The following is a 26,476-nucleotide window of genomic DNA, read 5'->3' on the forward strand; positions in this document are numbered from 1 at the left end:
GCGGTAATAGGCGGTGTAAGCGGTCATGTTTCGATCCTCTGTGTGCATCGTGTTGGCCTTGTGGGCCGAAAAAACAAAAACCCCGGTCGGGTGGCCGACCGGGGTTTCGTGAAACGCTCTGGTGGCGACCCTCTGCTCTGGGGCGCCTGTGGGGTATCAGGCGCGCCGCTGGCTAAACCAATACCCATAAAAGAAATAAGCGACGGCCTCGACCTGCACGCACACGCCAGCCACGCCGACAGCGGCGGAGCGAACGAGGCGGTTCAGGGAAGGACGAGACGACATGCTGATCTCCAAAACGATGGTTGCCACGCTAACCCATCGCCCCACTCTCTTTCAACCTTCGATCCGAGGTAACCCCATGCAGCCCCACTTCCCCCTGGCCGCCGTGGTGGCCGCCGACGAGTTCAAGCTGGCGCTGTGCCTGGCCGCCATCGATCCGGCCCTGGGTGGCGTGCTGATCGAAGGCCCGCGCGGCATGGCCAAGTCCACCCTGGCACGCGGCGTGGCCGACCTGCTCGACGGCGGACGCTTCGTCACCCTGCCGCTGGGCGCCAGCGAGGAGCGCATCGTCGGCACCCTCGACCTCGACGCCGCCCTCGGCGAGGGCCGCGTACGCTTCTCCCCCGGCGTGCTGGCCAACGCCCACGGCGGCGTGCTCTACGTCGACGAGGTCAACCTGCTGCCCGACCACCTGGTGGACCTGCTGCTCGACGTGGCATCCAGCGGCATCAACCACATCGAGCGCGATGGCCTGTCGCACAGCCACCCGGCGCGCTTCGTGCTGATCGGCACCATGAACCCCGAGGAAGGCGAGCTGCGCCCGCAGCTGCTCGACCGCTTCGGCCTCAAGGTGCAGCTCGGCGGCACGCCCGAGCCGACGCAACGCGCCGAGATCATCCGCCGCCGCCTGGCCTTCGACGACGCCCCCGCAGCCTTCCTCGCCCAGTGGCAGAACGAGCAGGACGCCCTGCGCCAGCGCTGCACCGAGGCACGTCAACGCCTGAGCGCAATCGAGCTGGACGACGCCAGCCTGGACGCCATCGCCCAGCGCTGCTTCGCCGCTGCCGTGGACGGCCTGCGCGCCGACCTGGTATGGCTGCGCGGCGCCCGCGCCCATGCCGCCTGGCGTGGCGCCAGCCGGATCGAAGCGCAGGACATCGACGCCCTGGAATCCTTCGTCCTCGCCCATCGCCGCCGCGAACACATGCCACCCGCCGCCAGCCAGGCACCGGCGCCCAACCGGCCGGAACCACAACACGCGCAACAGGACCAGGGTCAAGGCCAGTGGGGCGCGCTGCCACCACAGGCCGTAGCGGTCGGCGAACGGCGCGAGCCGCCCGCCTGGCCAAAAAAGCCCTGAGCATCCGCCCGCGCCAGGCCCCAGGCGCGGATGCCCTCCCCCAACCCGGCCAGGCCCAAGGCGGACGCAGCGGCGCTCGCGGCACTGGCACGCCCACGCGCATCGACTGGCCGACGACCCTCGCCCACGGCCGCCCGCGCCGCCGCGCCGACCTGCACTGGCACGCCCGCCGCCTGCGCCCTGGCGAGCTGTGGCTGGTGATAGTCGATGCTTCGTCCAGCACCCGGCGGCATGGCGCCCTGGCCCAGGCCAAGGGCCTGCTCGCCGAGCTGTTCGCCAGCGCCTACCGCCAGCGCGCGCGCCTGGCCGTGCTCGAAGCCGGCGGCGCCGAGGCCCGCTGGCTGTGGCAGGGGCAGAAGGCATCGCCTGAACTGCACGCCTGGCTGAACCAGCTCGGCGCCGGCGGCGGCACACCGATCATCGAGGCCCTGCAACTGGCCACGTCCTGGCTCATCCGCCGGCAACGCCACAAACCGGGCGAACAACAGCGGATGCTGCTGCTCACCGACGGCCGCCTGCGCGACTGGCCGCGGCTTGCCCCGCTACCCTGCCCTGGTCTGCTGCTGGACATCGAGCGCGCGCCCATCCGCCTCGGCCGCGCCCGCCAACTGGCCATTGAGCTGGGCGCCGACTACCACCCTATCGACGAACTGGCGCCCGTTAGCCGAGCGCCTACCTGGAACAGACCATGAAAGAACTGCTGCTGGTCGGCATCGGCGCCGGCGACCCGGACTACATCACCCAACAGGCGATCAAGGCCCTGCGCCGCAGCGATGTGATCTTCCTGATGGACAAGGGCCCGGCCAAACACAAGCTCAATGCCCTGCGCCGGGAAATCTGCGAGCGCTTCCTGGACGGCTGCACTCCACGTTTCGCGGAAGGAGTGCAACCGGAGCGCGAACGCGACGTCGCCGACTACCGCGCCAGCGTGGACGAGCTGAACCGCGACAAGCAGGCGGTGTTCGAGCAACTGATCGACGAGCAGATGGGCGACGGCGAAGTCGCCGCCTTAATGGTCTGGGGCGACCCCTCGCTGTACGACAGCAGCATCCGCATCATCGAATCCATCGCTAGCGCGCGCAGCGACCTCAGCTATGACGTGATCCCCGGCATCACCAGCCTGCAGGCCCTCACCGCCCGCCACCGCATACCGCTGAACCAGATCGGCCGCGCCGTGGAAATCACCACCGGCCGCCTGCTGGCCGAGGGCTGGCCGCAGGGGGTGGATAGCGTGGCGGTGATGCTCGATGCCAAGGACAGCTACCTACGATTTGTTGGGCAGGAGCTGCATATCTATTGGGGGGCCTATGTGGGGACGGCGGACGAGATTCTGATTGCCGGGGCGCTGGATCAGGTGGCGCAGCGGATTGCGGCGACTCGCGCAGAGGCGCGGGAGAGCAATGGGTGGATTATGGATAGTTATTTGTTGAGGAAAAGGGATGCGGCGGGCGGTTGAGTACTACTTGCATGGACGACTGGTTACGGCCTATTCCGTTGAAAAACTCGCCTCGCAATTGAGCGCCGTTCGACCTGGCGCCAGGTTGCTCTGGGCGAGTAGTGATTTCTCAGGATATCGATCTGGATTTCTGAAGGCGAAAGCCCCTGTTTCGATCAAATCACCAGGCCATTTACCCCTTTCTGCATTTTCGGCATCAGCCACAGAGCCATTCGCCTCAAATTCTGGGCAGTGGCGGCCAGTAAGAACTCATCNCGCCGTCACCGTTGAGGTCCGGCGTGTTCACCGTCGGCGTCGAGTCCGGTCCTACGGTGATGCTCAGCGTCGCCTGCGACTCATCGCCATCGGCATCGCGGATGGTGTAGAGGACGGTTGCCAGGCCTTCGAAGCCCGCCGCCGGGGTGAAGGTCACCGCTCCATTGGACAGGAAGCTCAGCGTGCCGCTGCCACCGGTAAGTTGTGCGCCCACCAATTGGGTCGGCGAGTCGGCTCCGCCGGCGTCATTGGCCAGCACGTTGACGGTCAGCGTCGTGTCTTCCAGGGTCAAGGCGCCATCGTCCACAGCAGTCGGTCCGTCGTCACGGAACACCAGCAGCCCACCCAGGTCCAGACTGGCGCTGGCGGTATCGTCATCGCCATCGGTGGCAATCGCCACCAGCCGGATCACCCCACCCGCCACAGCCACCGGCTCGTCGACGCTTTCCGGGTTCGGATGCTGCAGGGAGCGCAGCTGGGTCAGCGTCAGATCGCCGGAAGCATTGACCTTGACGGTGAAAGCCACCAGCAAGGGGTCACCGCCGACCCAGCCCTGGATCACGCCGTCCACCAGGTGCAACTCGATGCTCGCCCCCGTGGCGGCATCCCGCAGGCCGCTGTCGAGGGTGTTGATCGCCAGCGAATAGGCCAAGACGCCGCCATCGGCGCCGAAGTCTGCCTGGAATGCTCCGGCAAAATTGCCGGTATCGGTAAGGCTGAAGTCCGTCTCATCCACGATCAGCCCGGAGACCCCACCCTGGACAAGTTGGACTTCGGGGCTGTCATCGTTGATCTGCACATTCAGCTGCTGGGTTGGCGACACATCGCCATCCAGGTCGAAGGCGCGCACCGAGAAACTCTCGCCGACTTGGTCGGCGGCGCCGGAAGCATTGGGATTGGTGTGATCGAGCGTGTTATCGGAGAGGGTATAGAGCCAGTTTCCGGCCGCATCCACGGTCAGGATGCCGTATTTGCCCTGCACCTCGCCGCCGTTGGTGACATTGATCCAGTTGCCATTGACGTCCTGGATTTCCAGGGCGGACACGCCATCCGGCGAGTTGATGATGATCGCGCCATTGGCCTGTTCGGCAGTGCTGTCGGGGTTGCTGCCGTCGCTCAGCGCCTCTTCGTCGACAGTGGCGGGCCCGGCAATCACGGCGCCATTGGCATCTTCGTACTGGATATCGATATCGGGAGCGGGGTCTTCGGCTTCCGGCTCTGCCGCAATGAAAGGCTCGGGATCCGGAAACTCCGGCACATAACCCAGGCCTTCGGTGGGGAAGCCAATCACCGGATCCAGCGCGCCACCGACCTCGCTCAACAGCACGAAGCTGTGCCCGCCACCTGCAGCGCCTGCAGCGCCACCGGCGCCCGGGCCCGCAGCAGTGGCTTCACCCAGTTGGGTCGGGTCGACGCCCGCCTCGATCGCCGCCTGCAGCTTCTCGACATCGGTCAGATCGGCATCGGACGGGGCCGCCGGAGCACTGTCCAGCGCCGCGCCCTGTGACGCCCCCTCCGCACCGGCGAGCAGCTGTTCGGTAAGGCCCATGCTGCTGTCACGGCCAAGCGTCAGGACCTGGCCATTAGTCATGGCGATGGAGACGGCTCCGCCTGCGCCTGTTACGAGTTGTTCGCCGCTGTAGACACGATCGCCTTCGACTAGCGGTCGACGCGATCCATCGCCAGCTACCGCAAAGACTTCGCCGACAACCTGGCTGACGATACCAATCAAAGTAGCCATGAGTCCTTCCTCCACAACACAACTGCCGACCGTGGCCGACACGTTTCAAAAGGGTCAATCGCCTTTCGAGCCACGAGGTATGTGCGAAGGAAGAAAGCAGGATGGACTGAATCGGTGCGTTATTAATTTGTCATGCCGACGCGACAAAAAAGTGTCGCCCTAACTGCACCGGCCTACTCCATCGGGTAGATCCCCGCCCTTATGCTCCAAACCGCGACTGACCATCATTCGTTACCGCAAAACGGCATGAAAACCCCATTTCTCGCGGCTTACGAAGGAAACAATGTGCCCGTTATCACGGAGTGCATAAGACTTATTTCTCATAAATCTTGTTCTGAATTTTTCTTAGCTACTCTTGAGGATGTTCTTAGCTGTGATGTAACAGACCTGAAGCACCTTTCTAGGAGCCAGGTGCCATTATTTTGGCGAACAGACCGAGCAGATGAATTAAGGAGAGTCCCTCATGCACGTTCTAAAACCGCTCTGCAGCAGCATCCTGCTCGCCATGTTCTGTACCCAGGTGCAGGCCATGACGCTCGCCGAAGCGATCCAGAGCACCATCGACAATCATCCGGAACTGCATGCCAGCATGAATGACCGCCTCTCTACGGATGAAGAGGTGAAGATTGCCAAAGGTGGCTACCTGCCCACCGTCGACCTGCTGCTGGGTTATGGCCGGGAGCAGACCGACAGCCCCAGCACCCGCGCCCAGGACGGCGACCACAACAAGGAAACCCTCAACTACCGCGACGCCGAGCTGCGCCTGCGGCAAATGCTGTTCGACGGCTTCAACACCCCCAACGAGGTGGCGCGCACCGAGGCCGTCGTCAACTCGCGGGCCTACTACGTACTCGCCACATCGGAAAGCCTGGCCCTGCGCACCGCCGAGGTCTACCTGGACGTCCTGAAGCGCCGCGAGATGGTGAGCCTGGCCGAGAACAACCTCCAGGCGCACCAGCGCATCAACGATCAGATCCGCCTGCGCAGCGAGCGGGGCGTCGGCAGCACTGCCGACCTCGACCAGTCAGAGGCGCGCCTGGCCCTGGCCAAGAACAACCTGTACACCGAACAGGTCAACCTGGCGGATGCACAAGCCAACTTCTTCAGCGCGGTCGGGCGCATGCCCGACGAGCTGGAGCAACCCAGCACGGTGAAAGGCGAAGTCCCGCAGGACATCAATCTGGCCCGCCAGACCGTGATCGACAACAACCCCTACCTGAAATCCGCGCAGGCGGATGTGAATGCCGCCGAGAAGCAGTACGAAGTGGCCAAGTCGCCCTTCTACCCACGCTTCGACCTCGAGCTGGCCACCACCGCCGACGACAACGTCCAGGGCGATGAAGGCCACTACAACACCTGGCGGGCAGCCGTGGTCATGAACTACAACTTGTTCAACGGCCTGCGCGACAAAGCGCGCCTGCAATCGGCAGCACACCAGATCAACCAGTCGATGGACATCCGCAACAATGCCCTGCGCGTGCTCAACGAGAACCTGGCCCTGGCCTGGAACGCCATGGAAAACGCGCGCCTGCAAACCCCCGAGGCTCGTGACTATGCTGACTACACCTCGCGCGTGCGCGAGGCCTACCAGCAGCAGTTCAGCCTGGGGCAACGCACCCTGCTCGACCTGCTGGACAGCGAGAACGAACTGTTTACCGCCAACCGTCGCTACACCGAGGTGCGTTATATCGAAGAGTTCTCCATGTACCGCGTGATTTCCGCCACGGGGGAGCTGTTGAAAAAACAGAACGTGGTGTTGCCGGCCGAAGCTGTAGCCCTCACCGAAGTGAAGAGCGAGGCCCGCCTGCCGGAAATGAAGTGATCCCGGCGAAGAGACCGCCGGCCAACATGCCCACTGTTGGCTGGCGGCCTCTCAGGAGTAGTGACCTTGACCACCATGGAGCGGACACCCTCCGATGACCAACGGCAGAGTCATGACGACCCGCTGTTGGACGGATTGCTGATCCTTTGCAAACTGCATGATTGTTCCGCCAGCCGGGCCAGCCTCACGGCCGGCCTGCCCATGCCCGAGCAACGCCTGACCGCCGAGCTGTTGCCACGCGCTGCAGCGAGGGCCGGGCTGCAGGGGCGCATCCTGCGGCGCCAGCTGAGCGCCATCTCGCCACTCAACCTGCCGGTATTGCTGCTGCTCAAAGATGGCCGCAGCGCCGTGCTGCGCATGATCGGCCCGCAGAACAAGCTGCTGATCCTGCCGTGCGAAGCCGAAGGCGGCGAGCAATGGGTCAGCCGGGAGCACTTGGCGCTGGAATACTCGGGCCAGGCCCTGTTCGCTCGTCCGCGGCATGAGCTGGAGGATGTACGCAACCCTCTGGTACCACGCATCGAGGCCTGGTTCCGCGACACCCTGAAGCTGTCGCGCTGGCTCTATACCGACGCAGTTCTTGCCAGTCTGCTGATCAACCTGCTCGGCCTGATGGTGCCGCTGTTCGTCATGCAGACCTACGACCGCGTGGTACCCAACCAGGCCACCGCGACCCTGTGGGTGCTGGTCATCGGCCTGTTCATCGGCAGCGGCTTCGAGCTGCTGCTGCGCGTGCTGCGCGCCCACCTGCTGGATGTGGCCGGCAAGAAGACCGACGTGGTGCTGTCCGCCACCCTGTTCGAACGCATCACCGGCATGTCGATGAAGGCACGTCCGGCAACGGTTGGCGGTTTCGCCCAGAGCATTCACGACTTCCAGGGCCTGCGCGAATTCCTCACGGCGGTCACGCTGACCAGCCTGATCGACCTGCCCTTCTCCATCCTGATGATCGTGATCATCGGCCTGCTCGGCGGCTGGCTGGTGGTGATCCCGCTGCTGGCCTTCCCGATCACTGCGATCTTCGCGCTGATCATCCAGGCCCGCCTGCGCGACACGGTACAGAAGAGCCTGGTCCTGGGGGCCGAACGCCAGGCCCTGCTGATCGAGACGCTCGGCGGCCTGGAAACCCTCAAGGCCTGCGGTGCCGAGAGCGAACGCCAGCACCGCTGGGAAAAGACCCACGGCGCCCTCACCCGCCTGGACAATCACAGTCGCTTCCTGGCCTCCCTGGCCACCAACGGTACCCTGTTCTTCCAGCAGCTCGCCGGCATGGCCACCATCGTCGCCGGGGTTTACATCATCATTGCCGGCCACCTGAGTGTCGGTGCCCTGGTTGCCTGCTACATGCTCGGCAGCCGCGTGCTGTCGCCCCTCGGGCAGATTGCCGGGTTGATTACCCGCTATCAGCAGGCGCGCCTGACCATGACCAGCACCGACGCCCTGATGGCCCTGCCGCAGGAGCGCCAAGCCGACCAGCGCCCGCTGGAGCGCACTCAACTCAAGGGCGCCATCGACGTGCGCCAGGTCAGTTTCAGCTATCCCGGGCAGAGCACGCCGGCCCTGGCCAAGGTCAGCCTGCACCTGGCTGCCGGGGAGCGGGTCGGCATCATCGGCCGCAGCGGCTCGGGCAAGAGCACCCTGGCCCGCCTCGTGATGAACTTCTACACCCCGGATGAAGGGCAGATCCTTCTCGACGGCCTCGACCTGCGCCAGCTGGATGTCGCCGACCTGCGCCACCAGATCGGCTATGTCGCCCATGACCTGCCGCTGCTGGCCGGCAGCCTGCGCGACAACCTGACCCTCGGCGCGCGCTATGTCAGCGATGCGCGCATGCTCGAAGTGGCCGAGCTGACCGGAGTATCCGAACTGGCCCGGCAGCATCCCCGGGGCTTCGACCGCCCGGTGGGCGAGCGCGGCCAGCTTCTCTCCGGCGGCCAGCGCCAGGCGGTATTGCTGGCCCGCGCCCTGCTACTCGACCCGCCGGTCCTGTTGCTCGACGAGCCGACCAGCGCCATGGACAACACCAGCGAGGACATCCTGCGCAACCGCCTGCACAGCCTGGCGCAGGGCAAGACCGTGCTGCTGATTACCCATCGGGCCTCGATGCTCAGCCTGGTCGATCGCCTGGTAGTACTCGACAATGGCCATGTCGTCGCCGATGGCCCCAAAGAAGCCGTGATCGAGGCCCTGCGCAAGGGGCGCGTCGGCCCGGCGGCGGTATGACGCGCAGACCCGCTGGAGGTCGTGCATGGAACTGAGCCAATCGATTCGTGACTATTTCGGCAGCCTGCAGAAACACAAGCAGGACACCGAGTTCATGCCCGAGGTGGACGGAGCCGTCCTCGAAGACTCGCCCTGGCTGGCCCGAGCTACCGTGTGGGCGGTCTGCGCCTGCCTGCTGGTGGCCCTGGTCTGGGCCAAGTTCGCCGTGCTGGAGGAAGTCACCACCGGCGAAGGCAAGGCCATCCCCTCGAGCAAGGTCCAGGTGATCCAGAACCTCGAAGGCGGCATCGTCACGGAAATCTTCGTCCGCGAAGGCCAGGTGGTGAACAAGGGCGACACCCTGCTGCGTCTGGACGACACCCGCTTCCTTTCCAACCGTGGTGAGACCGAAGCCGACCGCATGGCCCTGGTCGCCCGGGTCGAACGTCTCAGCGCCGAAGCCGAGGGGCGCCCCCTGGCACTGCCCGACGATCTGGTGAAAGCCGCACCGCAGCTGGCCGAGGATGAGCTGGCCCTGTATCGCTCGCGCCAGCAACGCCTGCAGAGTGAGCAGAACACCCTGCGCGAACAGCTGCAGCAAAAGACCCAGGAACTCGCCGAGTTCCGTGCCAAGGCCCAGCAATACCGCTCCAGCCTGGGGCTGATCCAGCAGGAACTGAACATGTCGCAGCCACTGGTGGCAACCGGGGCGATCTCCCAGGTCGAGATCCTGCGCCTGCGCCGCAGCGCGGTGGAGGTGCGCGGCTCGCTGGACGCCACCACCCTGGCCATCCCGCGGGCCGAGTCGGCGGTGGAGGAGATCAGAAGCCGCATCGAAGAGTCCGAACTGGCCTTTCGCTCGGATGCCTTCAAGGAGCTCAATGAAATGCGCACCGAGCTGAAGAAGGTCACCTCCACCAGTGTCGCCATCGATGACCGGGTGACCCGCACCACCGTGGTTTCGCCGGTGCACGGGGTGATCAAGCTGCTCAAGGTCAACACCATCGGCGGCGTCGTGCAGCCCGGCGATGCCATGGTCGAGGTCGTGCCGCTGGAAGACAACCTGCTGATCGAGGCCAGGGTACGCCCGCAGGATGTGGCGTTCCTGCACCCGGGGCAGAAGGCCATGGTCAAGTTCACGGCCTACGACTACACCATCTATGGCGGGCTCAAGGCCAAGCTGGAGCTGATCAGCGCCGACACCATCACCGACGAGGAAGGCAACAGCTTCTACCTGATCCAGGTGCGTACCGACAGAAGCCACCTGGGCAGCGACGAGCACCCGCTGCTGATCATCCCCGGCATGGTCGCCACCGTGGACATCATCACCGGCGAGAAAAGCGTGCTGGACTACCTGCTCAAGCCCGTGCTCAAGGCCCGGGCGGAGGCACTGCGCGAGCGCTAGGCGCAGGCTTTGCTGCGGCCCGCGCCGCTCTTGCAGGAGGGGGTTTATCCACGAAATTTGCGGCTGAAGCTGCTCCCAGGCAAACCAGTGCTCGCCTCCCGGTTCGTGCACAAGCGCAATGAGACTGCCCGACGACACAGGGTCTACTGCGGCAGGTGGTTGCGGCGGAACGTGGCCTCGCCCATCGCCGCGATCTGCCCCTCGATCAACGCCTCGAACGGCCGCAGCAGCTCATCGAAACAGGCCGGCGCTTCCTGCAGGTTGAGGGCAACGGTGATCGCCTCGATGGTGGCCAGCGCCCCCTCGGCCGGCGCCTTGCGCAAGCGATAGCGCGAGACCAGCCCCGACGGCAGACAGACCCGTGGCAGGGCGGCCAGCAAGGGGTTCAGATGCAGCAGCTTGCGGGCCTTGCGCCAGGTGCCATCCGGCACCACCAGCAGCAACGGCCGCTCATCGCCAGCTTCAGGCAGCAGCGGCAACGGCTGCGCGCCCTCCCCCGGAAACAGCAGACAGGCGCGATAGGCCGGGTCCAGCCATTGCCCCAGCTCGGCAAATACCTCGCCCACCCGCAGCTCGGCATTCTGCAGGCCCAGCGCCGCCAGGCGTGCCGTGTTCAGGGCATGCCGCACCTCATCCGGATGCTGCAGGATCAGCACCCGCGTGCGGCTCGGCAGGTTGGCCAGCAATGGGCACAGGCAATGGCTCTGCGGCCGGGCACAGCGCGCGCAGCAAGGTCGGGACATCGGGGGCTCTCCTTCGGCCGCGCAGTGTGCCACAGGCGCCCCTGCAGCACCGAGCACCGAGCACCGGCGCCAGGCGGATGGCCACCGCGCGCAACGGGCAGCGCACAAGGCAGAAGACCCGGCATGGCCGGGTCTTCCGTGGGCAGTGGACCAGGCTCTGGCCGGCCGTTTTATCGCCCTATCGAAGCGCAGGCAGTGCCGGCCAGCTAGCGGTTGAAACGCTCCGCCAGGCTGTGCAGGTATTCGGCCATCTGTTCCAGTTCCTGGCCTATCGCCGCGCCCTGATGCGCCTGCCCGGCGCTGTGGTCGGACAACTGGGCGATGCGGGTGATCTGCCGGCTGATATCTTCCGCCACATGGCTCTGCTGCTCGGAAGCCGCCGCCATCTGCTGGCTCATGCCGGTGATGCGGGTCACCGCGGTGCTGATCCCGACCAGGGCCTCACGCACCTCCTCGACGCTCTGCACGCTCTCGCGGGAGATGGCCTCGCCCTTGCCCGCCGTGTGCACCGCCCGATCCGCGCCACTGCGCAGCGAGGCGATGATCTGGTGGATCTGCTCGGTGGATTCGCGGGTGCGTCCGGCCAGCGCCCGCACCTCGTCGGCCACCACGGCAAAGCCGCGACCCTGCTCGCCGGCCCGAGCGGCCTCGATCGCGGCATTCAGGGCCAGCAGATTGGTCTGCTCGGCAATCGAGGTGATCACGTCGGCCACGCTGCCGATCGACTGGGTCGAGTCGGCCAGGTCGTTTACCGCCTGGCCGATCTCATGCACGGCCCCGGCCATGTGCTGCATCGCCTGCAGGCTGCTGTCGGCCAACTGGCGCCCCTGCAGGGCCAGGCGATCGGCCTCCTCGGCGGCGTGCGAGGTGTTCTGCACGTTGTGCGTCACCTCCTGGATGGTGGCGGCCATCTGGTTGATCGCCGTCGCCGACTGATCCGTCTCGCTGCGTTGCTGGTCCAGCAGTTCGGCGCCCGAACGCGACAGCTCGGCGGACTGCGCGGCGCGTTGCCGCACGTTTTCGCCGGCATCCTCCAGGCGCGTCAGGGCGGTCTGCAGGCGCGCCTCTTCGCTGATCATCGCCATGTCGAGCAAGGCCTGGGCGCCACGATTATCGCTGTAGGTCAGTGCCACCAGGGCACTGGTGAACGCCTTGGGGTGTTCGGCCAGGGTTTTGCGGATCAACTGCCGCTGGCTGTACAGCTGGAAGGAGCCCAGGGCGAACATAACCGCCAGAATGAACGCGAGCAGCCAGACACCACTGAGTACCCAATGCGACCCCAGTATCACCAGGCCCGCCAGAATCAGTGGCCAGCAACGCATCAGGTCATAGGTCCAGGATTCGAGCGTGGGCACCGGCGGCTTGCCGCCCCGCAGGCGCGCGTAGAGCCTCTCGGCGCGGCGCTTCTGCTCGGCCGTGGGCAGCGAGCGTACCGACTCGTAACCCGCCATCCTGCCGTTCTCGTAGATCGGCGTGACATAGGCGCTGACCCAGTAGTAATCGCCATTCTTCGCGCGGTTCTTGACCACGCCCATCCAGGGCTTGCCCTGCTTGATGGTCTCCCACATATGGCCGAATACCGCCGGCGGCATGTCCGGGTGGCGTACCAGGTTATGCGGCTGGCCAATCAGCTCTTCGCGGGTGAAGCCGCTGATGGCGACGAAGGCGTCGTTGCAATAGGTGATCTTGCTGTTCAGGTCGGTCGTCGAGATCAAGCGTTCCGCAGCGGGAAAGGTTCTTTCCTGCTGAGACACGGGGAGATTCTGGCGCATGGGAGATCATCCTTGGATAAGGTTGATGGCGGACTTCCGGGCTCACTCAATAGTGTCTAGCACAGCCCTGAAAATTCACCAGCACGCCCGTGCCATTACTCCGACATCAGGCTACAGCCCAGAGAGTACGGGGCTGTACGGATAAAAGCCGCGGCCGACGCGAGTTCGAGGATGACCCAAGGACGGCAATGGAAATGCCACGCGCAACAACTTCAGCGGGACGTCTTGCGCCGCCCCGCTGAAGTTGTTCCGAGGTGCTTTGTAGCAGCGCTTAGCAGGCTGCCTGTTAACTGTGGCGCGGGTCACGCGGCGCCGGCTGGCGGCGTACCGGGATCGGCTGCAGGCGTGGGGCCTCGACGAGGCCGAGGGCAATCAGGCACTGACGGATAAGACGGTGCAATTTGGCTTTCATGCGACTTCCTCCAGCCCGGGGCAATGCAGTCATGGCCGCTGGCAGCGGCCACTTCTGAGCATAGGTTAGTTCGTGCCGGCCAGCCGCCGGCTGTCGCAGATCAATGGTCGCGTTACTGGATGGTGTCGGCCACTTCCTTGCGCCGATAGGGGAACACGTCGATCACCTTGCCCGCGCGAATCGCCTCCTGCAGCCCCTGCCAGTAGGCGGCGTCGAACAGGTCGCCATGCAGCTGGTTGAACAGGCGGCGCTGGCGGATGTCGGCGAACAGGAACGGCGGGAACTCCTCGGGGAACACATCCAGCGGCGCCACCGAATACCAGGGCTCGGAAGACATCTCGTCCTCCGGATAGCGAGGTGGTGGAATGCGCCGGAAGTTGACTTCGGTCAGGTAGCAGATCTCGTCGTAGTCGTAAAACACCACGCGCCCATGACGGGTCACGCCGAAGTTCTTCAGCAGCATGTCGCCGGGGAAGATGTTTGCCGCGGCCAGCTGCTTGATCGCCAGGCCGTAGTCTTCCAGGGCCTCGCGCACCTGGGCCTCGTTGGCGCTTTCCAGGTAGATATTCAGCGGGATCATGCGCCGCTCGGTCCAGCAGTGGCGGATCAGCACGGTGTCGTCGTTCTCGATCTCGACCGTGGACGGCGCCACTTCCAGCAGCTCGGCCAGGCACTCCGGATCGAACTTGGCCTTGGGGAAGCGGAAATCGGCGAACTCCTGGGTGTCGGCCATGCGCCCGACCCGGTCGACGCTCTTCACCAGGCGGTACTTCTCGATCACCGTTTTGCGGTCGACGTTCTTCGAGTGCGAGAAGCGGTCCTTGATGATCTTGAACACCGTGTTGAAGCCCGGCAGGGTGAACACGCTCATGACCATGCCGCGCACGCCGGGAGCCATGATGAACTTGTCGTCGGTGCTGGCCAGGTGGTTGATCAGCGCACGGTAGAACTCCGACTTGCCATGTTTGTAGAAGCCGATCGAGGTGTACAGCTCGGCGATGTGCTTGCCCGGCAGGATGCGCTTGAGGAAGCCGATGAACTCCGCCGGAATCTCCACCCGCACCATGAAGTAGGAGCGGGTGAAGGAGAAGATGATCGAGACTTCCGCCTCGTCGGTGATCAGGGTGTCGATCTGGATGCCCTGCCCTTCGCGGTGCAGCAGCGGGATCACCAGCGGCCACTGCTCGTCGCGGGTATAGACGCGCCCGACCAGATAGGCACCCTTGTTGCGGTAGAGGGTCGAGGAGAACAGCTCGATGGTCAGCTCCGGGTCCTTGCACACCCAGTCCGGCAGGTTGTTGCGCAGCTGGGTTTCCAGGCGCTGGATATCGCGCTCGAGGTTCTCGAAGTCGACGCTGAAGCGGTAATCGCCGAATACCGCCTGCAAGGCCTGCTGCAGGTTGCCCTGCGGTCGGTAGATGCGGGTTTGCGGCGCGCTGGCCTGGGGCCGCAGGGCCGGCCGCGTGGTGTGGATGAACATGCAGCCATCGCTGATCTGGTCATGGCTGAACAGGCCGCAGAAGATCGAGTTGAACCAGGTCTCCGCCAGTTCGTCGTCGTAGCGCTGGTCGATCAGGGTGATGTAGGCGCTTTTCACCAGCGGCCACAGTTCGACATCCAGCAGGAAGTCGTCGCTGAAGCTGGCCCGCAGGCGCTTGCCCACTTCGCTGACCTTTTCCTCGTAGAGGTTGATGCGCGCCGCCGAGGCGGCTTGCGCCTCCTGCCACTGGGCCTTCTCGAACCGCGCCCGGGCGCCATTGGTGATCTCACGGAAGTGCTCGCGATAGTCGTCGAAACCGTCGAGGATCTGACGGGCGATATCGGCGGCCGGTCGTTGCTGCGCCATGGGAGAACCTCTGCTGCGGATGCGGAACCGCGAGCTTAGCCAGAGCAGCGCGCCAGGGAAAGTCGCAATCGCGCGCCGGCAAGGCAGAAAAGTGCGGGTTGCCAGGAGCTATCCAGCAAAAAAAGAAGGCGGCGTCCGGGGAAGGAACGCCGCCTTAAAGCACTGATGTAGTGCAGGAGCTATCAGATCAGCAGCAGGTAAACCTGGTAGGCTACCCAGCCCAGCAGCGCGCCGGCGGGCAGGTCGGCCAGGTAATGCTGCTTGGTGAAGGTGCAGGACAGGGCGATCAGCAACGGAAACAGGAACACCCAGGGCCCCAGCGAGCCCAGCGCCAGCAGCGCCGTCAGGGTGGCCACCGAGACGTGCATGCTGGGGAAGCAGTTGGACGGCGCATCGAAACGCTGGACGAACAGCAGGAAGCGCTCGGACCAGCTGCTGCCGGTGTTGATGCTGCGCCAGTGCTCGGGGGTCGACACCGGGAAGGCGCTGAAGCAGACCATCTGCATCACCAGCAGGACGATGTAGGAGAAGGCGATGATGGTGAAGTCGCGCGGGCTCTCCACCAGCCAGTTGATGTAGAGGATCGCCGGGTAGTAGAGGAAGCTGTAGATCCAGGACCAGGACGGCCAGAACGGCATCTTCTCGTCCAGGCGCGAGTGGAAGGTGCGCACTTCCACCAGGGTGTAGCGCTGGGTCAGGAAATAGAACTGGTAGACCCCAACGATCATGATCACGCTGAGAATCAGGTTGATGAAGAAATCGTGACTCTGCATCCGCTCAACCCTCGCTCGCCAGAGCGGCGCGGTTCAGTCGGCAAGCCGGGGGACGGTTAATGCAGCGCGCAGGCGAGCGCGAATCAGTCGACATGGCATCCATTCCAGAGTCGTTCGTGAGGGCGGCCATTCTACGCGCAGCCGCCGCCCGGCTGTCCGCGCGATCTGCTCAGGCTGTGAAGCATCTCTAACAAATCGCCCGGCACGCAGACAAAAAAAGCCCGTCACGAGGACGGGCCAGGAGAGTACCGCCCTGCCGACAGGGCGGTGAAATCAGGCAGTCAGGCGACCTTCTGCTGACCAAGCAGATCCGGCGCGGCCTGCACGGTCTGCCCGCCAGCGGCCAGTTGCTGCTGCAGCGTGGTCTCGTCGAGCTGCTTGCACCACTTGGCAACCACGATGGTGGCCACGCCGTTGCCGATCAGGTTGGTCAGGGCGCGGGCCTCGGACATGAAGCGGTCGATGCCGAGGATCAGCGCCAGGCCGGCAACCGGCAGGTGGCCCACTGCAGACAGGGTGGCCGCCAGCACGATGAAGCCGCTGCCGGTCACCCCGGCCGCGCCCTTGGAGGCGATCAGCAGCACCGCCAGCAGGGTGATCTGGTGGGTGATGTCCATCGGCGTGTCGGTGGCCTGGGCGATGAACACCGCGGCCATGGTCAGGTAGATCGAGGTGCCGTCCAAGTTGAACGAGTAGCCGGTAGGAATCACCAGGCCGACCACCGACTTGTTCGCGCCGAGCTTCTCCAACTTGTCCAGCATGCGCGGCAGGGCCGACTCCGAGGACGAGGTACCGAGCACGATCAGCAGCTCTTCGCGGATGTATTTGATGAACTTGAGGATGCTGAAGCCGTGGGCCTTGGCGATACCGCCGAGGACCAGCAGAACGAACAGCGCGCAGGTGATATAGAAGCAGATCATCAGCTGGCCCAGCTGCACCAGCGAACCGACGCCGTACTGGCCGATGGTAAAGGCCATGGCGCCGAAGGCACCGATGGGTGCGACCTTCATGATCATGTTGATGATGCCGAACATCACCTGGGCGATCTGGTCGATGAACTGCAGCACCGGCTTGCCCAGGTCGCCCATGCGCTGCAGGGCGAAGGCGAAGATCACCGAGAAGAACAGCACCTGGAGGATGTCGCCGCTGGCGAAGGCGCCGACTATGGTGCTGGGAATCACGTTGAGCAGGAAGGCCACGGTGCTCTGCGACTCGCCGGCGGCGGCGTAGGCGGCGATGCCCTTGGTATCCAGGGTGGACGGATCGACATGCATGCCGACACCCGGCTGCACCAGGTTGACCACGATCAGGCCGATCAGCAGGGCCACGGTGGAGACGATCTCGAAATACAGCAGCGCGTAGCCGCCGGTCTTGCCCACCGCTTTCATGTCCTGCATGCCGGCGATACCGCTGACCACGGTGCAGAAGATGATCGGCGCGATGGCCATCTTGATCAGTTTGACGAAGCCATCACCCAGCGGTTTCAGCGCGACGCCGGTCTCCGGGTAGAAATGTCCGAGGGCGATACCGATGGCGATGGCCACCAGCACCTGGGCGTACAGGCTCTTGTACAGCGGTTTGCGGGTCATGGCAGTTCCTCTCTTGCTGCGCCTGCCTCGATGTCCGCGAGGCCGCGCAGCCGCATTGAGCGCTAACCCTCCTGCACTGGAGGGATTTGTTGTGGGCTCCACCGGGGAGCTGCAGCGCTTATCGCAAGGCTTGTGCCAGCCGCCTTAATTTATACAAAACCCTTTAATAACAACTACTTAACAAATAACAAGGTCACTCAAGAGCGACGCTTTTGGCGGATTCCCGCCAAGTACGCGGCGGGTTTTCCCCACCCTGCCCGGCGCATTGCGCTCGCCATGGCTTTACCTAACATATGAAATTTCATATATTCGAAAAATCAAATGTATGGAGAACGCCAGCATGAGCGAACCCCTGACCCCGACCGACGTCTTCAAATGCCTGGCCGACGACACCCGCGTGCGCCTGATGCTGCTGATTACCCGTGAAGGCGAGCTGTGCGTCTGCGAGCTGACCTGCGCCCTGGACGAAAGCCAGCCGAAGATCTCCCGCCACCTGGCCCAGCTGCGCACCTGCGGCCTGCTGGCCGACCGCCGCCAGGGCCAGTGGGTGTACTACAGCCTGCACCCGGAGCTGCCGGAGTGGGTGCCGAACATCCTGCGCACCGCCCTGGAAGCCAACCGCGACTGGCTCGACCCGCTCGCCCAGCGCCTGGAAAACATGGGCGGTCGCCCCGAGCGCGCCGCTGCCTGCTGCTAACCCTCACTACATCTTTCAGGAATACTTCCATGACCCTCAAAGTCGGTATCAACGGTTTCGGCCGCATCGGACGCCTGGCCCTGCGCGCCGCCTGGGGCTGGCCGGAGCTGGAGTTCGTGCAGATCAACGACCCGGCCGGCGACGCCGCCACCCACGCCCACCTGCTCAATTTCGACTCGGTACACGGGCGCTGGCAGCATGAGGCGAGCAGCATGGGCGATTGCGTGCTGATCGACGGCCAGTCGATCAAGGTCACGGCCAACAAGGCCATCGCCGATACCGACTGGAGCGGCTGCGACCTGGTGATCGAGGCCAGCGGCAAGATGAAGACCGTCGCCGTGCTGCAGGGCTACCTGGACCAGGGCGTCAAGCGCGTGGTGGTCAGCGCCCCGGTCAAGGAAGCCGGCGCGCTCAATGTGGTGATGGGAGTCAACCAGCAGCTGTTCGACCCGGCCGTGCACCGCATCGTCACCGCCGCCTCCTGCACCACCAACTGCCTGGCGCCGGTGGTCAAGGTGATCCACGAGCACCTGGGCATCCGCCACGGCTCGATCACCACCATCCACGACCTGACCAATACCCAGAGCATCCTCGACCAGCCGCACAAGGACCTGCGCCGCGCCCGCGCCTCGGGCATGAGCCTGATCCCCACCACCACCGGCTCGGCCACGGCGATTGCCGAGATATTCCCCGAACTGCGCGGCAAGCTGAACGGCCACGCCGTGCGCGTGCCGCTGGCCAACGCCTCGCTGACCGACTGCGTGTTCGAGGTCGAGCACGCCACCACGGCCGAGGAAGTCAACGCCCTGCTCAAGGCCGCGGCCGAAGGCCCGCTCAAGGGCATCCTCGGCTACGAGGAACGGCCGCTGGTGTCCATCGACTACCGCAGCGACCCGCGCTCCTCGATCATCGATGCGCTGTCGACCCTGGTGGTGAACGGCACCCAGGTGAAGCTCTACGCCTGGTACGACAACGAGTGGGGCTACGCCAACCGCACCGTGGAGCTGGCGCGGATGGTCGGCCTGGCGAATTGACCCGTAGGGTGGGTTAGCCAAAGGCGTAACCCACCACCCGGCCACGAGCTACGCCATAGCGATGCCTATCGGCATCGACGGTGGGTTACGTCGCTACGCGACTAACCCACCCTACATTCTGTGGTGCGCGCAGCGCACCCATGACGCCAGCCTGCGCTCCGTTCACGGGATAACCTCATGCTCGCCAGCCTCTCGCCCGCCGTGCGCCAATACCTGCTGGTAACCGGCAACTACTGGGCCTTCACCCTCACCGACGGCGCCCTGCGCATGCTGGTGGTGCTGCATTTCCACAGCCTCGGCTACTCGCCGCTGCAGATCGCCGCGCTGTTCCTGTTCTACGAAATCTTCGGCGTGGTCACCAACCTGCTCGGTGGCTACCTGGGCGCGCGCCTGGGGCTCAATCGCACCATGAACCTCGGCCTCGGCCTGCAGGTGGCGGCGCTGTTGATGCTCTGCGTACCAGCCGCCTGGCTCACGGTGCCCTGGGTGATGGGCGCGCAGGCGCTGTCGGGTATCGCCAAGGACCTCAACAAGATGAGCGCCAAGAGCTCGCTCAAGCTGCTGGTACCCGCCGGCGAGCCAGGCAGGCTGTATAGGTGGGTGGCGATCCTCACCGGCTCGAAGAACGCACTCAAGGGCGTCGGTTTCTTCCTTGGCGGCGCCCTGCTGGCCCTGCTCGGCTTCACCGGCGCGGTGCTGGCCATGGCCGCCGTGCTGGCGCTGATCTGGCTGGCCAGCCTGGGGTTGCTGCGCAAAGACCTGGGCAAGGCCAAGGCCAAACCCAAGTTCCGCGAGCTGCTGTCCAAGAGCCGGGCGATCAACATCCTCTCGGCCGCCCGCCTGTTTCTGTTCGGCGCTCGCGATGTGTGGTTCGTGGTGGCCCTGCCGGTGTACCTGAGCACGGTGTTCGGCTGGGACTTCTGGCTGGTCGGCGGCTTCCTTGCCTGCTGGGTGATCGGCTACGGCATGGTCCAGTCCCTGGCCCCGGCCATCACCGGCAAGCGCAGCGGCCAGCTGCCGGACGGCCGCGCTGCCTTCGTCTGGGCCGCGCTGCTGGCCGGCCTGCCGGCGGCCATCGCCCTCGGCTTGCAGGTCGACGGATCGGCGCAGTGGGTGCTGCTCGGCGGCCTGCTGCTGTGCGGTGTGCTGTTTGCGGTGAACTCCTCGCTGCACAGCTACCTGATCGTCAGCTACGCCAAGGAAGACGGCGTGTCGCTGGACGTGGGCTTCTACTACATGTCCAACGCCCTCGGCCGCCTGCTCGGCACCCTGCTCTCCGGCTGGATCTACCAGGCCCATGGCCTGGCAGCCTGCCTGTGGATTTCCTCGGCCTTCGTCCTGCTCGCCGCGCTGATCTCCCTGGGCCTGCCCAGGCATGCCAGCGCGTCACGCTAGCGCGGGGCTCAGTCCAGGCCGGCAGCCTTGAGCCGGCCCTTGAGCCGCGCCACTTCCTCGATCAGGTCCGCCACCAGGGCGGCCAGTTCGGGGTTGGCGTCGAAGTCGCGCTCCAGCGCCACCAGGCGCCGGGCACGGGCCAGTTCGGCGCTGCTGAAGCGCCAGTCGGCCGGCTGCTGCCGATTCAATGCACCGAGCAGGCCGGCCTCGACCCTCTCGACTATCCACACCGCCTCGACGGCGCAGGCGCGGGCCAGTTCGTCGAGGTCGAGGGTGACCTCATCCACGACCACGCTGGCGATGATCTCGATCGATGGCATGGCTCACACTCCCATGGACTGGCGCGGGTTGAAGGGCAGTTCCCGGGCCATCATTTCGTAGAGCTGGCGGGCCTGGTCCGTGTCGGCAGGCGGCAGGACCACCTCCAGCAGCAGGTACAGATCACCCGCCGGCTCGCCGGGAATGCCGCGGCCCTTGAGGCGCAGCTTGCGACCGCTCTGCGAGTGCGCGGGAATCTTCACCTGCACCTTGCCGGACGGCGTCGGCGCCTCGATGCTCGCCCCCAGCGCCGCCTCCCAGGGCGTGACCGGCAGGGTCTCGTAGACATCGCGGCCGTCCACCCGGTAGTGCGGGTCCGCCTGGAAGTGCACCTCCAGGTACAGATCGCCGGCCGGCCCACCGCCGAACCCCGGGCTGCCCTGGCCGGCCAGGCGGATCTGCTGGCCCTCACGGATGCCCTTGGGAATCTGCACGTTGAGGCTGTGCTCCTGCACGCTCACCCGGCCCTGGGCGTCGGCGCGCGCACCGCGCAGGGTGAGGGTGCGCGTCGCCCCCGCATAGGCATCGCGCAGTTCGATGTGGATCTTGGCGTGGTGGTCCTCGCCGCGCATCGACTGCGCCCGCCCACGGGCGTGGCGACCACGACCGGCCTGGCCGAACAGGTTGGCGAAGAAGTCGCTGTATTCGCCCAGGTCGGCCGCGGAGAAATCGCCGCCGGTAAACTCGAAGCCGCTGTCCCAGCCCGGCGGCGGCTGGAACTCCTGGCCGTCCTGGTAACGCCCGCCGAGCTGGTCGTAGGCGGCGCGCTTTTCCACGTCGCCGAGCACCGCGTAGGCCTCGTTGACCTCCTTCATGCGCACCTCGGCATCGGCCTCCTTGCTCACGTCGGGGTGATACTTGCGCGCCAGCTTGCGGTAGGACTTCTTGATCGCATCGGCGCCGGCGCCCTTGTCGACGCCGAGAATCTGGTAGTAATCCTTGAATTCCACGAATCGGACTCCCCTGCCGCTGGCTTGCACAGCAACCGCTAATGCGCGGCGCCGCTACTGAGTATGGCCGGCCACGGCAGCGCTGCCGGGCCAGCCGACCCGAGGTTCAGCCGGCGCGCAGCAAGTCGGCGACCTCGGCCGCCGTGAGCACCTTGCCCACCGACACCACCTTGTCGTCAATGGCCAGCGCCGGGGTCGACATCACCCCGTGGGCGGCGATCTCGGCGAAGTCGGTGACCTTCACCACCTGCGCCGTCAGCCCCAGGTCGTGCAGGGCCTGCTGGGTGTTTTCTGTCAGGCTGATGCACTTTTTGCAGCCGGAACCAAGAATCTTGATGATCATGCACACGCTCCTCGCGGGTCAGATGAACAGGTAGGCGAAGCGGTTGAACAGCACGCCGATCAGCATGATGCCGACCAGCACTATGGTGAAGAAAAGCGCCAGCAGCGGCCCCTTCACCACCTTCTTGAGCATGACCAGCGACGGCAGCGACAAGGCCGTGACCGCCATCATGAAGGCCAGCGCGGTGCCCAGGCCGACGCCCTTGACCACCAGCGCCTCGGCAATCGGCAAGGTACCGAAGATATCGGCATACATCGGCACGCCCACCAGGGTGGCCAGCGGCACCGACCACCAGTGCTCCTCGCCGAGCAGCGCCAGCACCAGTTCCTGGGGAATCCAGTTGTGGATCACCGCGCCGATGCCCACGCCGATCAGCACATACAGCCAGACGCGGCCGAACACCTCGCGCACCTGCGCCCAGCTGAACTGCAGGCGGTCGCGACGGGTCAGCTGGCTGGCCGGCAGGTCGAGCACCTTGTTGTGCATGACGAAAGCCTCGACATGACGCTCCATGCGCGCCCGGCCGATCAGGCTGCCGCCGAGCACCGCCAGGACGATGCCCACCAGCACGTAGGCCAGGGCGATCGACCAGTTGAAGATGCTCGCCAGCAGGATCACCGAAGCCAGGTCCACCAGCGGCGAGGAAATCAAAAAGGCAAAGGTCACCCCCAGCGGCAACCCGGAACTGGTGAAGCCGATGAACAGCGGGATCGACGAACAGGAACAGAACGGCGTGACAGTGCCGAGCAGCGCCCCCATCAGGTTGGCGCGCACCCCGCGCAGGCCGCCGAGGATGCGCCGCGTACGCTCCGGCGGAAAATAGCTCTGTAGCCAGGAGATGCAGAAGATCAGCAGCCCGAGCAGGATGAAGATCTTGATCACGTCATAAATGAAGAAATGCACACTGGCACCGAGGCGGCTGGCGGTATCCAGGCCCAGGCCGTGTTCCAGCAGCAGGCGCACCAGATCGGCCAGCCAGTCCATGCGCAGCAACTGCGCGTTCAGCCAGGCGAAGAATTCCATGCGGACTCCTTTCAGGCGTCGGGCAGGGCGCGGTTGTACCAGTCACGGCTGGCATTGACCATGCGCACCAGAAGCAGCATCACCGGCACCTCGATCAGCACGCCGACCACCGTGGCCAGGGCCGCCCCGGATTGGAAGCCGTACAGCACGATGGCCACCGCCACCGCCAGCTCGAAGAAGTTGGAGGCCCCGATCATGGTCGACGGCCCGGCGATATCGTGACGCACCCTGAACCGGCGGTTCAGCCAGTAGCCCAGCGCGGCGATGAACAACGTCTGCAGCAACAGCGGCACGGCCAGGATGGCGATGACCAGCGGCTGCGCGACGATGGCCTGACCCTGGAAGGAAAACAGCAGCACCAGGGTCGCCAGCAGGGCCAGGATGGAGAACGGCGCGATCTTCGCCAGTGCCCCCTGGAACGCCACCTCGCCACCACGCAACAGGCGGGCGCGAATGAACTGGGCGATGCTCAGCGGGATGACGATGTACATCACCACCGACAGCAGCAGGGTGTCCCACGGCACCGGGATCGAAGACACGCCGAGCAGTAAGGCGACGATGGGAGCGAAGGCGAACACCATCACCAGGTCATTGAGCGCCACCTGACTGAGGGTGAAGTTGGCGTTGCCGCGGCACAGGTTGCTCCACACGAACACCATTGCCGTGCACGGTGCAGCCCCCAGCAGGATCAGCCCGGCCATGTAGCTGTCGATCTCCCCGGCCGGCAGCCAAGGGGTAAACACATGGCGCAGGAACAACCAGCCGAACAGCGCCATGGAGAACGGCTTGACCGCCCAGTTGACGAACAAGGTGATGCCGATCCCGGCCTTCTGCGTACGCAGTTCGCCGAGCGAGGCAAAATCGATCTTCATCAGCATCGGGATGATCATCACCCAGATCAGCAGCCCCACCGGGATATTCACATGGGCGACTTCTAATGCGCCCACGCCCTGGGCCACGGCCGGTACGAGCAACCCCAGCGCGGTGCCGGCGACGATACAGAGGAACACCCAGAGGGTCAGATAACGCTCGAAGAAGCCCAGTGGGCTGGCGGTGGTCGGTACAGCGATGGTGTCACGCATGGATTGTCCTGTTGTGAAAGTCGCCTTGCCGGTCAACCCTGCAAGGCCTCGACGATTTCATCGACCGTGCTGCGCGCAGTGCGGGTTACGCCAATCAGGGTGGCCGAGGCCGCGCCGGTCCACTCACCATAACCGACCAGCCATAGCCGCGGCTCCTTGAGCGAACGGGTGCCGGCGACGGCCACCCGGCCCTGTTCGTTGAGCACGCCCAGCGCGGCCAGGTGATCCAGCGCCGGGCGAAAGCCGGTGCACCAGATCACCGCATCCACCGGCGACTCGTGGTCGTCGGCCCAGACCACGCCGTTCGCGGTGAAGCGGGCGAACGGCCGCACCGCCTTGAGCACGCCGCGCGCGCGGGCCTCGCGCACCAGCGGCACCATGACCACATCGCCCAGGCCGCCGACCGGCTGTTCGATCTCCCGCCCCTCCTGCAGCGCCTTCCAGCGCTCGGTGGCGCGCTCGAACAGTACCCGGCCATCCACCTCGTCGGGCAGGAACAGCGGCTCCTCGGGCGTCACCCAGGTCGTCTCGGCGACCCGCGACACTTCGGCGAGAATCTGCGCCCCGGAATTGCCGCCACCGACCACCAGCACGCGCTTGCCGGCGAAGGCCCCGGGCTCGACGTAGTTGGCCGAATGCAGCTGCTCGCCGCGAAACCGCGTGGCATCGGCATAGGCCGGAATATAGGGATGGCGCCAGGTGCCGGTGGCGCTGACCACCGCCCGCGCCAGCCAGCTGCACGCCCCCGCCCGCACCCGCAGGCCGGCGGTTGTGCGCTCGACGGCCTCGACCCACACCGGCCGCTCGACAGGCAACTGGTAGCGCTGCTCGTACTGATCCAGATAAGCGAGCACATGGTCACGACTCGGGTAGCCTGCGGCCACCGGCGGCATCATCCAGCCGGGGATCGAACTCCAGGTCGCCGGCGAGAACAGCCGCAGCGAATTCCAGCCATGCCGCCAGGCTCCGCCCGGCCCCTGCTCCGCATCGAGGATGACGAACGAAAGGCCGCTGCGGCGCAGGAAATACGCCACCGCCAGGGCCGCCTGGCCACCGCCGATAATCACCACATCCACCTGGGTATCCGCCACTGTCGCCCTGCCTCCACGCCGTGCGCCACCAAAGTCCCAGCATAGCGACTGGCCGATTCGCCCTGTTGATCTGCCGCAACCCGGCTTGTCTCGCGCCGGGCCTGCGGCCTACCATCCGGCCAGCCTTTTGCCGAGCCTGCCCATGCGCGAACGCACCATCGCCAGCCACTTCATCCGCGCCGCCCTGCGTGGCGCCGAGCGCCAGGGCCGTGACTGCAGCGCGTTGCTGCGCGAGCTGGGCATCCAGCCGGCGCTGCTCGACGAGCCGCGCGCGCGCCTGGCGCCGGAGCAGTTCTCGCGCCTGATCCAGGCCCTGTGGCAGCTGCTCGACGACGAATACATGGGCTTCGGCCAGCGCCCGAGCAAGCGCGGCACCTTCGCCATGATGTGCCACGCCATCATCCACTGCCGCACCCTGGAAAGGGCCCTGGTGCGCGGCATGCTGTTCTACGGCCTGTTCCCCGACGCGCCGAGCGTGCAACTGCAGCGCGACGGCGACCAGGTGTGCCTGAGCATCGACAGTTCGCTGCTGTGGGATCCGGACCACTTCCTCACCGAAAGCCTGCTGGTGATCTGGCACCGCCTCGGCAGCTGGCTGATCGGCCAGCGCATCCGCCTGGAAGAGGCCAGCTTTGCCTACGCCGAACCGCCGCACAGCGGCGAATACGACCTGCTGTTCCCCTGCCCGCGCCGCTTCGATGCCGAACGCACCAGCCTGCAGTTCCACGCCCGCTACCTGGACATGCCGCTGCTGCAGGACGAACGCACCCTCAAGCAGTTCCTCCAGCACTCGCCGGCCGACCTGCTGGCCCGCCCGGATGGCGGCGACAGCCTGACCAGCCGCATCCGCCGCCTGCTCGGCCGCGACTGCGCCAGCTGGCCGGACCTGGAACAGGTCGCCCAGCAACTGCACGTCAGCCCGCAGACCCTGCGCCGCCACTTGCGCGAGGAAGGCAGCAGCTTCCAGGAACTCAAGGACCACCTGCGCCGCGACCTGGCCATCTACCACCTGGGGCGCGACGAATTGTCGATCCAGGCCCTGGCCGAACAGCTCGGCTTCTCCGAACCCTCGGCCTTCCACCGCGCCTTCAAGAAATGGACCGGGCTCACCCCCGGCGCCTACCGGGCGCACCAGGACGGCTGAGCCACAACCCCGCCGCATGG

General features: G+C 65.5%; 21 protein-coding genes and 3 pseudogenes. 10 read left to right on the top strand and 14 right to left on the bottom strand.

Going from position 1 to position 26,476, the window contains the following annotated elements; all coding sequences use genetic code 11:
- Nucleotides 1-361 precede the first annotated feature (361 nt).
- From GV001_RS16305 to cobF, 3 genes are read left to right on the top strand one after another with little or no spacing between them, the layout of a single operon-like run.
- Nucleotides 362-1,363, top strand: coding sequence for an ATP-binding protein (locus GV001_RS16305; protein ID WP_160081677.1), 1,002 nt, complete (start codon nucleotides 362-364; stop codon nucleotides 1,361-1,363).
- On the top strand, nucleotides 1,345-2,055 hold the full coding sequence (locus GV001_RS16310; protein ID WP_256665002.1) for a VWA domain-containing protein: 711 nt from the start codon (nucleotides 1,345-1,347) through the stop codon (nucleotides 2,053-2,055). The genes GV001_RS16305 and GV001_RS16310 overlap by 19 nt, the downstream gene beginning before the upstream one ends.
- The gene (gene cobF / locus GV001_RS16315) at nucleotides 2,052-2,819 is read left to right on the top strand and encodes a precorrin-6A synthase (deacetylating) (RefSeq protein WP_160081681.1); all 768 of its coding nucleotides are present in this window, start codon (nucleotides 2,052-2,054) and stop codon (nucleotides 2,817-2,819) included. The genes GV001_RS16310 and cobF overlap by 4 nt, the downstream gene beginning before the upstream one ends.
- A 255-nt stretch (nucleotides 2,820-3,074) precedes the next feature.
- Here cobF and GV001_RS20425 read toward each other — a convergent pair.
- A pseudogene (locus GV001_RS20425) lies at nucleotides 3,075-4,815 on the bottom strand (retention module-containing protein); the annotation flags it as partial.
- A gap of 463 nt (nucleotides 4,816-5,278) precedes the next feature.
- Between GV001_RS20425 and GV001_RS16325 the strand changes: the two are divergent.
- The 3 genes from GV001_RS16325 (at nucleotide 5,279) to GV001_RS16335 (ending at nucleotide 10,244) form a co-directional block, all read left to right on the top strand.
- Entirely contained in the window at nucleotides 5,279-6,637 is a 1,359-nt protein-coding gene (locus GV001_RS16325; RefSeq protein ID WP_160081694.1) for a TolC family outer membrane protein, read from the top strand.
- Nucleotides 6,638-6,712: 75 nt separating this feature from the next.
- Complete coding sequence (locus GV001_RS16330; protein WP_372238592.1) at nucleotides 6,713-8,860, top strand: type I secretion system permease/ATPase; 2,148 nt, start codon at nucleotides 6,713-6,715, stop codon at nucleotides 8,858-8,860.
- A gap of 25 nt (nucleotides 8,861-8,885) precedes the next feature.
- A complete protein-coding gene (locus GV001_RS16335; protein WP_160081698.1) occupies nucleotides 8,886-10,244 on the top strand; it encodes an HlyD family type I secretion periplasmic adaptor subunit in 1,359 nt (452 codons plus the stop codon).
- Between the two features lie 143 nt (nucleotides 10,245-10,387).
- Here GV001_RS16335 and GV001_RS16340 read toward each other — a convergent pair whose 3' ends face one another.
- The 7 genes and pseudogenes from GV001_RS16340 to GV001_RS16360 all read right to left on the bottom strand — a co-directional run bounded on the left by GV001_RS16340 (nucleotide 10,388) and on the right by GV001_RS16360 (nucleotide 17,379).
- On the bottom strand, nucleotides 10,388-10,987 hold the full coding sequence (locus GV001_RS16340; RefSeq protein ID WP_160081700.1) for a tRNA-uridine aminocarboxypropyltransferase: 600 nt from the start codon (nucleotides 10,985-10,987) through the stop codon (nucleotides 10,388-10,390).
- Between the two features lie 206 nt (nucleotides 10,988-11,193).
- A pseudogene (locus tag GV001_RS20430) lies at nucleotides 11,194-12,168 on the bottom strand (methyl-accepting chemotaxis protein); the annotation flags it as partial.
- Between the two features lie 312 nt (nucleotides 12,169-12,480).
- A pseudogene (locus GV001_RS20435) lies at nucleotides 12,481-12,759 on the bottom strand (PAS domain-containing protein); the annotation flags it as partial.
- A gap of 286 nt (nucleotides 12,760-13,045) precedes the next feature.
- Complete coding sequence (locus GV001_RS20210; RefSeq protein ID WP_256664946.1) at nucleotides 13,046-13,171, bottom strand: PA1414 family protein; 126 nt, start codon at nucleotides 13,169-13,171, stop codon at nucleotides 13,046-13,048.
- Nucleotides 13,172-13,283: 112 nt separating this feature from the next.
- Nucleotides 13,284-15,017, bottom strand: a complete 1,734-nt coding sequence (gene aceK, locus GV001_RS16350) for a bifunctional isocitrate dehydrogenase kinase/phosphatase (RefSeq protein WP_160081704.1) — start codon at nucleotides 15,015-15,017, stop codon at nucleotides 13,284-13,286.
- Between the two features lie 182 nt (nucleotides 15,018-15,199).
- Nucleotides 15,200-15,790: a phosphatase PAP2 family protein gene (locus tag GV001_RS16355; protein ID WP_160081706.1), complete on the bottom strand. Its 591-nt coding sequence runs from the start codon at nucleotides 15,788-15,790 to the stop codon at nucleotides 15,200-15,202.
- A 281-nt stretch (nucleotides 15,791-16,071) separates the two neighbouring features.
- On the bottom strand, nucleotides 16,072-17,379 hold the full coding sequence (locus GV001_RS16360) for a dicarboxylate/amino acid:cation symporter (RefSeq protein WP_160081708.1): 1,308 nt from the start codon (nucleotides 17,377-17,379) through the stop codon (nucleotides 16,072-16,074).
- Between the two features lie 340 nt (nucleotides 17,380-17,719).
- Between GV001_RS16360 and GV001_RS16365 the strand changes: the two genes are divergently transcribed.
- The 3 genes from GV001_RS16365 (at nucleotide 17,720) to arsJ (ending at nucleotide 20,505) form a co-directional block, all read left to right on the top strand.
- Nucleotides 17,720-18,076 (top strand): metalloregulator ArsR/SmtB family transcription factor, encoded by a 357-nt coding sequence (locus GV001_RS16365; protein ID WP_160081710.1) that lies wholly within the window; start codon nucleotides 17,720-17,722, stop codon nucleotides 18,074-18,076.
- A 29-nt stretch (nucleotides 18,077-18,105) separates the two neighbouring features.
- Nucleotides 18,106-19,110: an ArsJ-associated glyceraldehyde-3-phosphate dehydrogenase gene (locus GV001_RS16370; RefSeq protein WP_160081712.1), complete on the top strand. Its 1,005-nt coding sequence runs from the start codon at nucleotides 18,106-18,108 to the stop codon at nucleotides 19,108-19,110.
- A 177-nt stretch (nucleotides 19,111-19,287) separates the two neighbouring features.
- Nucleotides 19,288-20,505, top strand: coding sequence for an organoarsenical effux MFS transporter ArsJ (gene arsJ, locus GV001_RS16375; RefSeq protein ID WP_160081714.1), 1,218 nt, complete (start codon nucleotides 19,288-19,290; stop codon nucleotides 20,503-20,505).
- An 8-nt stretch (nucleotides 20,506-20,513) separates the two neighbouring features.
- Here the strand turns inward: arsJ and GV001_RS16380 are convergent, their stop codons facing one another.
- The 6 genes from GV001_RS16380 to GV001_RS16405 form a co-directional block, all read right to left on the bottom strand.
- The gene (locus tag GV001_RS16380; RefSeq protein ID WP_160081716.1) at nucleotides 20,514-20,825 is read right to left on the bottom strand and encodes a chaperone modulator CbpM; all 312 of its coding nucleotides are present in this window, start codon (nucleotides 20,823-20,825) and stop codon (nucleotides 20,514-20,516) included.
- 3 nt (nucleotides 20,826-20,828) lie between these two features.
- Nucleotides 20,829-21,773 carry a DnaJ C-terminal domain-containing protein gene (locus GV001_RS16385; RefSeq protein WP_160081718.1) on the bottom strand — a complete coding sequence of 315 codons (945 nt, stop codon included), beginning with the start codon at nucleotides 21,771-21,773 and terminating at the stop codon, nucleotides 20,829-20,831.
- 106 nt (nucleotides 21,774-21,879) lie between these two features.
- Entirely contained in the window at nucleotides 21,880-22,116 is a 237-nt protein-coding gene (locus GV001_RS16390) for a thioredoxin family protein (protein WP_160081720.1), read from the bottom strand.
- Between the two features lie 18 nt (nucleotides 22,117-22,134).
- Nucleotides 22,135-23,139, bottom strand: a complete 1,005-nt coding sequence (locus tag GV001_RS16395; RefSeq protein ID WP_160081722.1) for a permease — start codon at nucleotides 23,137-23,139, stop codon at nucleotides 22,135-22,137.
- 11 nt (nucleotides 23,140-23,150) lie between these two features.
- On the bottom strand, nucleotides 23,151-24,221 hold the full coding sequence (gene arsB, locus GV001_RS16400; RefSeq protein ID WP_160081724.1) for an ACR3 family arsenite efflux transporter: 1,071 nt from the start codon (nucleotides 24,219-24,221) through the stop codon (nucleotides 23,151-23,153).
- Nucleotides 24,222-24,253: 32 nt separating this feature from the next.
- Complete coding sequence (locus GV001_RS16405) at nucleotides 24,254-25,312, bottom strand: ArsO family NAD(P)H-dependent flavin-containing monooxygenase (protein WP_160081726.1); 1,059 nt, start codon at nucleotides 25,310-25,312, stop codon at nucleotides 24,254-24,256.
- Nucleotides 25,313-25,454: 142 nt separating this feature from the next.
- On the opposite strand from GV001_RS16405, the gene GV001_RS16410 reads away from it, so the two are divergent.
- Nucleotides 25,455-26,456, top strand: coding sequence for an AraC family transcriptional regulator (locus GV001_RS16410; protein WP_160081728.1), 1,002 nt, complete (start codon nucleotides 25,455-25,457; stop codon nucleotides 26,454-26,456).
- The last annotated feature ends 20 nt before the right edge of the window (nucleotides 26,457-26,476 follow it).

Source organism: Pseudomonas sp. 8AS (genome assembly GCF_902506505.1).
Lineage (GTDB): Bacteria > Pseudomonadota > Gammaproteobacteria > Pseudomonadales > Pseudomonadaceae > Aquipseudomonas.

Excerpts from the sequence above, each read along its gene's own strand:
- GV001_RS16360 (WP_160081708.1), bottom strand. The coding sequence starts at position 17,379 with ATGACCCGCAAACCGCTGTACAAGAGCCTGTACGCCCAGGTGCTGGTG.
- GV001_RS16305 (WP_160081677.1), top strand. The coding sequence starts at position 362 with ATGCAGCCCCACTTCCCCCTGGCCGCCGTGGTGGCCGCCGACGAGTTC.
- GV001_RS16365 (WP_160081710.1), top strand. The coding sequence starts at position 17,720 with ATGAGCGAACCCCTGACCCCGACCGACGTCTTCAAATGCCTGGCCGAC.
- GV001_RS16390 (WP_160081720.1), bottom strand. The coding sequence starts at position 22,116 with ATGATCATCAAGATTCTTGGTTCCGGCTGCAAAAAGTGCATCAGCCTG.
- GV001_RS16325 (WP_160081694.1), top strand. The coding sequence starts at position 5,279 with ATGCACGTTCTAAAACCGCTCTGCAGCAGCATCCTGCTCGCCATGTTC.
- cobF (WP_160081681.1), top strand. The coding sequence starts at position 2,052 with ATGAAAGAACTGCTGCTGGTCGGCATCGGCGCCGGCGACCCGGACTAC.
- GV001_RS16335 (WP_160081698.1), top strand. The coding sequence starts at position 8,886 with ATGGAACTGAGCCAATCGATTCGTGACTATTTCGGCAGCCTGCAGAAA.
- GV001_RS16410 (WP_160081728.1), top strand. The coding sequence starts at position 25,455 with ATGCGCGAACGCACCATCGCCAGCCACTTCATCCGCGCCGCCCTGCGT.
- GV001_RS16380 (WP_160081716.1), bottom strand. The coding sequence starts at position 20,825 with ATGCCATCGATCGAGATCATCGCCAGCGTGGTCGTGGATGAGGTCACC.
- GV001_RS16370 (WP_160081712.1), top strand. The coding sequence starts at position 18,106 with ATGACCCTCAAAGTCGGTATCAACGGTTTCGGCCGCATCGGACGCCTG.
- aceK (WP_160081704.1), bottom strand. The coding sequence starts at position 15,017 with ATGGCGCAGCAACGACCGGCCGCCGATATCGCCCGTCAGATCCTCGAC.
- GV001_RS16355 (WP_160081706.1), bottom strand. The coding sequence starts at position 15,790 with ATGCAGAGTCACGATTTCTTCATCAACCTGATTCTCAGCGTGATCATG.
- GV001_RS20210 (WP_256664946.1), bottom strand. The coding sequence starts at position 13,171 with ATGAAAGCCAAATTGCACCGTCTTATCCGTCAGTGCCTGATTGCCCTC.
- GV001_RS16395 (WP_160081722.1), bottom strand. The coding sequence starts at position 23,139 with ATGGAATTCTTCGCCTGGCTGAACGCGCAGTTGCTGCGCATGGACTGG.
- arsB (WP_160081724.1), bottom strand. The coding sequence starts at position 24,221 with ATGCGTGACACCATCGCTGTACCGACCACCGCCAGCCCACTGGGCTTC.
- GV001_RS16340 (WP_160081700.1), bottom strand. The coding sequence starts at position 10,987 with ATGTCCCGACCTTGCTGCGCGCGCTGTGCCCGGCCGCAGAGCCATTGC.
- arsJ (WP_160081714.1), top strand. The coding sequence starts at position 19,288 with ATGCTCGCCAGCCTCTCGCCCGCCGTGCGCCAATACCTGCTGGTAACC.
- GV001_RS16330 (WP_372238592.1), top strand. The coding sequence starts at position 6,713 with ATGGAGCGGACACCCTCCGATGACCAACGGCAGAGTCATGACGACCCG.